Origin of the sequence: Sulfurimonas sp. (assembly GCF_028694895.1) — a bacterium.
GTDB lineage: Bacteria > Campylobacterota > Campylobacteria > Campylobacterales > Sulfurimonadaceae > Sulfurimonas.
In genome coordinates this window covers 1-3051 of the sequence record NZ_JAQVKA010000144.1, presented here as the reverse complement: position 1 = coordinate 3051, position 3051 = coordinate 1, and the positions used below count along the sequence as shown (strand labels likewise).

The following is a 3051-nucleotide window of genomic DNA, read 5'->3' as shown; positions in this document are numbered from 1 at the left end:
AACTTATGATACTTAAACTACTTCTTTTTATCGGGGTTATTGCTTTTATATATTTTAAATTTATAAAGAAAAAGCCTCAAGTTGAAAAAACAACAAATAAAAATGATAAACAAAATAGTAACGATATGGTTGAATGCGCAACTTGTAAGATATATTGTGCGCTCGAAGATTCTCTAATTAGCGGTGGTAAGTATTATTGCTCACAAGAGTGCCAAGAGAGTGCAAAATGATATTTTTTGGTCATAGATTTATAAAAAGCCAAAATTTTTTCCATATTCAAAGTATTGAGTCAATAGACAATACCCCGCCCTCTTCAACTATCTATATTGAGTTTAGTGAGAAAAATCTAGACATTATCTCTTTTGCTTCATCTAGCACAATTCCTATGGCTGTACATGTAAAAAATATTACAGAGTTATTATATGCTTCATCGTTTGGCGCATCATATATAATAGTTGAAAAAGAGCTTGCAAAAACAGCACAAAGCATAGCTGAAAATTATCTTTTTGATGCAAAAATATTAGTTTTTGTTACAGAAGAGCATGAGATAGAAGAACTGGGGCTACTTGGTGTAGATGGTGTGATATTCTCAGATGCCATTATAAAAACAAACTCTTAGAGACATTTCGGCCACATCTATAGCAAGAATACGTTTTTTTTGTTACAATACTTAGCTAATTTTTGCCCTAAGGAAGTGTATGTACAGTTTAAACAACAGGTTTTTGAAAATAATTCCTCTTATTTTTCTCCTTATCGGAATAAGCAAAATTACATATATATACTTTGAAAGCAAAGAAAAAGAAGAAAGTTTTGCAAAAAAAGAGGCAGATGTTTTAAATAGTTACGTTATTCAAAATAGAAACTATTATCAAAACCTTTTTATAAATGAAACTATAGATTTTAGTAAAAAAACACTTCCAGCACTTCCAGCTTTTAGTTCATACCTTATCTCAAAAGAGTTTTCACAAAATAATCCACTTAATCTATCTCTCTCGACTGTATCTGATCGTGCTAGAAACAGTAATAATGCTGCTGATGCAGATGAGCTAAAAGCAATAGAGTTCTTTAAAACAAATTCAGATGAAGAGTACTATTTTAACTCAGAAAATCCTACTTTTTATCAGTACGCAAGTGTTTTAAAAGTTACTCCAGTTTGTTTAAAATGCCACGGTCCAAAAGAGAGCGCCCCTACTTTTATTCAACAAAGTTATGAAAATGCCTATGACTATAAGCTAGGTGATGTTAGAGGTATTGTTAGTATTAAGATTCCAAAAAAAGAGCTAAGTGATTATTTCTTTATAAGTTTTTTTAAATCTGCTCTATATGATTTGATCCTTTTTTTATTCCTTTTCTTTGCTGTTATCTACCTCATTAGATACTCTAAAAAAATCAATGAAACACTTGAGCAAAAAGTTGAAGCAAAGACTCATGAGCTTAAAAACTCTTTTTTCCAAGATAGACTTACAAAACTGCCAAATAGATTAAAACTAATGGAAGATATTAGACTAACTCTAGATAAAGAGTCTAGGCATTTAGCGCTTGTTAACATAGATGCTTTTAAAGATATAAATGATCTCTATGGATATGATGTTGGTGATGAAATTCTAAAACAAGTCTCTCTTAAAATACTAAAATTTTGCAACAATGTAGGCTCTGTTTACAAACTTCCAAATGATGAGTTTGCTATTTTTATAACTGAGAAATTTAGTGAAGATGAATTTTATAAAACAATAAAAAAGCTTCTCGAAAAAATAAATGAGATAAAGTTCAGTGTAGAAGATCAGTCCATTTTTATATCTTTTAGTTGTGGTATCTCTTCAAACAAAGATCCCCTTCTCATAAAAGCAAATACAGCGTTGCAATCTGCTAAGAGTACTTCAAAAAATATTGTACTTTACAAAGACTCACTTGATGCAAAAGAGCAAATAACAAAAAATATAGATGCTCTTTTAGTACTCAAAGAAGCTATTGCTAAAAATCAAATAATTCCATACTTTCAACCCATCTACAATACAAAAAGAAAAAAGATAGAAAAGTACGAAGCGCTTGCGAGAATAGTTAGAGATGATGGCTCTGTCATCGCTCCTTTTGCTTTTTTAGATATTGCTATAAAATCTAAACTTTATCCAGAGATTACAAAAGCTATGATAAGTAAATCATTTGAATTTTTTAAAGATAAAGAGTATGAATTTTCTATAAATCTCTCAATACTAGATATTCAAAATCAAGAGACACTTAAGTTTATATTCTCAAAATTAAAAGAGTTTACTGAGCCTCAAAGAGTTATTTTTGAAATTTTAGAGAGTCATAAAATAGATGATTATGAGGAGATAAAAAGCTTTATAACAGAGGTTAAAAAATATGGTTGTAAAATAGCAATCGATGATTTTGGAAGCGGTTATTCAAATTTTTCTCATATATTAGCGTTAAAAGTTGACTGTCTAAAGATTGATGCATCTTTAGTCAAGTATATAACAACTGATGAGAACTCAAAAACTATTATAAAAACAATAGTAAGTTTTGCTTCAAATCTTGGTTTAAAAACAATTGCTGAATTTGTAGAAGACAGTGAGTCTCTTAAAACTTTAGAAGATATAGGCGTAGATTTTATTCAAGGATACTACATCGGAAAGCCAAGTAGTGGGCTTTGCGAAGATTTTAATGCTTAAGAAATTTCTCTTTTTATCTCAGGCTTAAGCGAGGTTAACACTTCATAACTTATAGTTGAAGCAAAAGTAGCAACATAGGTGGCATCATCAAATATAAGCAGTTCATCACTAGAGCTTAAAAATGAACTGTTATCCATAGAGATTCTACCAATGAGTTCTACTCCCTCTGGCGTTTTATAGCCATTTGCACAAACTCTTAAAAATCCCTCTCCATATCCAAAGTCATAATTGCTCACAACCTCATCACAAGTAACCTCTGCATCTCCGCCATAACCTACTCTTTGATGCGCCACAAGTTTTCTTGATGAGAGTTTTTTAGCCCAGAGTGATAAGACTGGCTTAAAACCATCTATATTAAGGGCAAGGGGCAGTTTCATACATC

General features: G+C 30.7%; 4 protein-coding genes. 3 read left to right on the top strand and 1 reads right to left on the bottom strand.

Annotated features, from left to right (window positions below; genetic code table 11):
- The 3 genes from PHI38_RS09980 to PHI38_RS09970 all read left to right on the top strand — a co-directional run.
- A partial coding sequence (locus PHI38_RS09980) for a PP0621 family protein (protein ID WP_299855703.1) occupies positions 1-230 on the top strand: 230 nt, incomplete at its 5' end.
- Positions 227-619 carry a hypothetical protein gene (locus PHI38_RS09975; protein WP_299855701.1) on the top strand — a complete coding sequence of 131 codons (393 nt, stop codon included), beginning with the start codon at positions 227-229 and terminating at the stop codon, positions 617-619. The genes PHI38_RS09980 and PHI38_RS09975, both read left to right, overlap by 4 nt.
- Before the next feature lie 79 nt (positions 620-698).
- Entirely contained in the window at positions 699-2669 is a 1971-nt protein-coding gene (locus PHI38_RS09970; RefSeq protein ID WP_299855699.1) for an EAL domain-containing protein, read from the top strand.
- On the opposite strand, the gene PHI38_RS09965 is transcribed toward PHI38_RS09970, so the two are convergent.
- Positions 2666-3051, bottom strand: a 386-nt coding sequence (locus tag PHI38_RS09965; RefSeq protein WP_299855697.1) for an alanine racemase C-terminal domain-containing protein, incomplete at its 5' end; no start/stop codon positions are given. The genes PHI38_RS09970 and PHI38_RS09965 overlap by 4 nt on opposite strands.

Coding starts and splice junctions, on each gene's coding strand:
- PHI38_RS09970 (WP_299855699.1), top strand. CDS start 699: ATGTACAGTTTAAACAACAGGTTTTTGAAAATAATTCCTCTTATTTTT.
- PHI38_RS09975 (WP_299855701.1), top strand. CDS start 227: ATGATATTTTTTGGTCATAGATTTATAAAAAGCCAAAATTTTTTCCAT.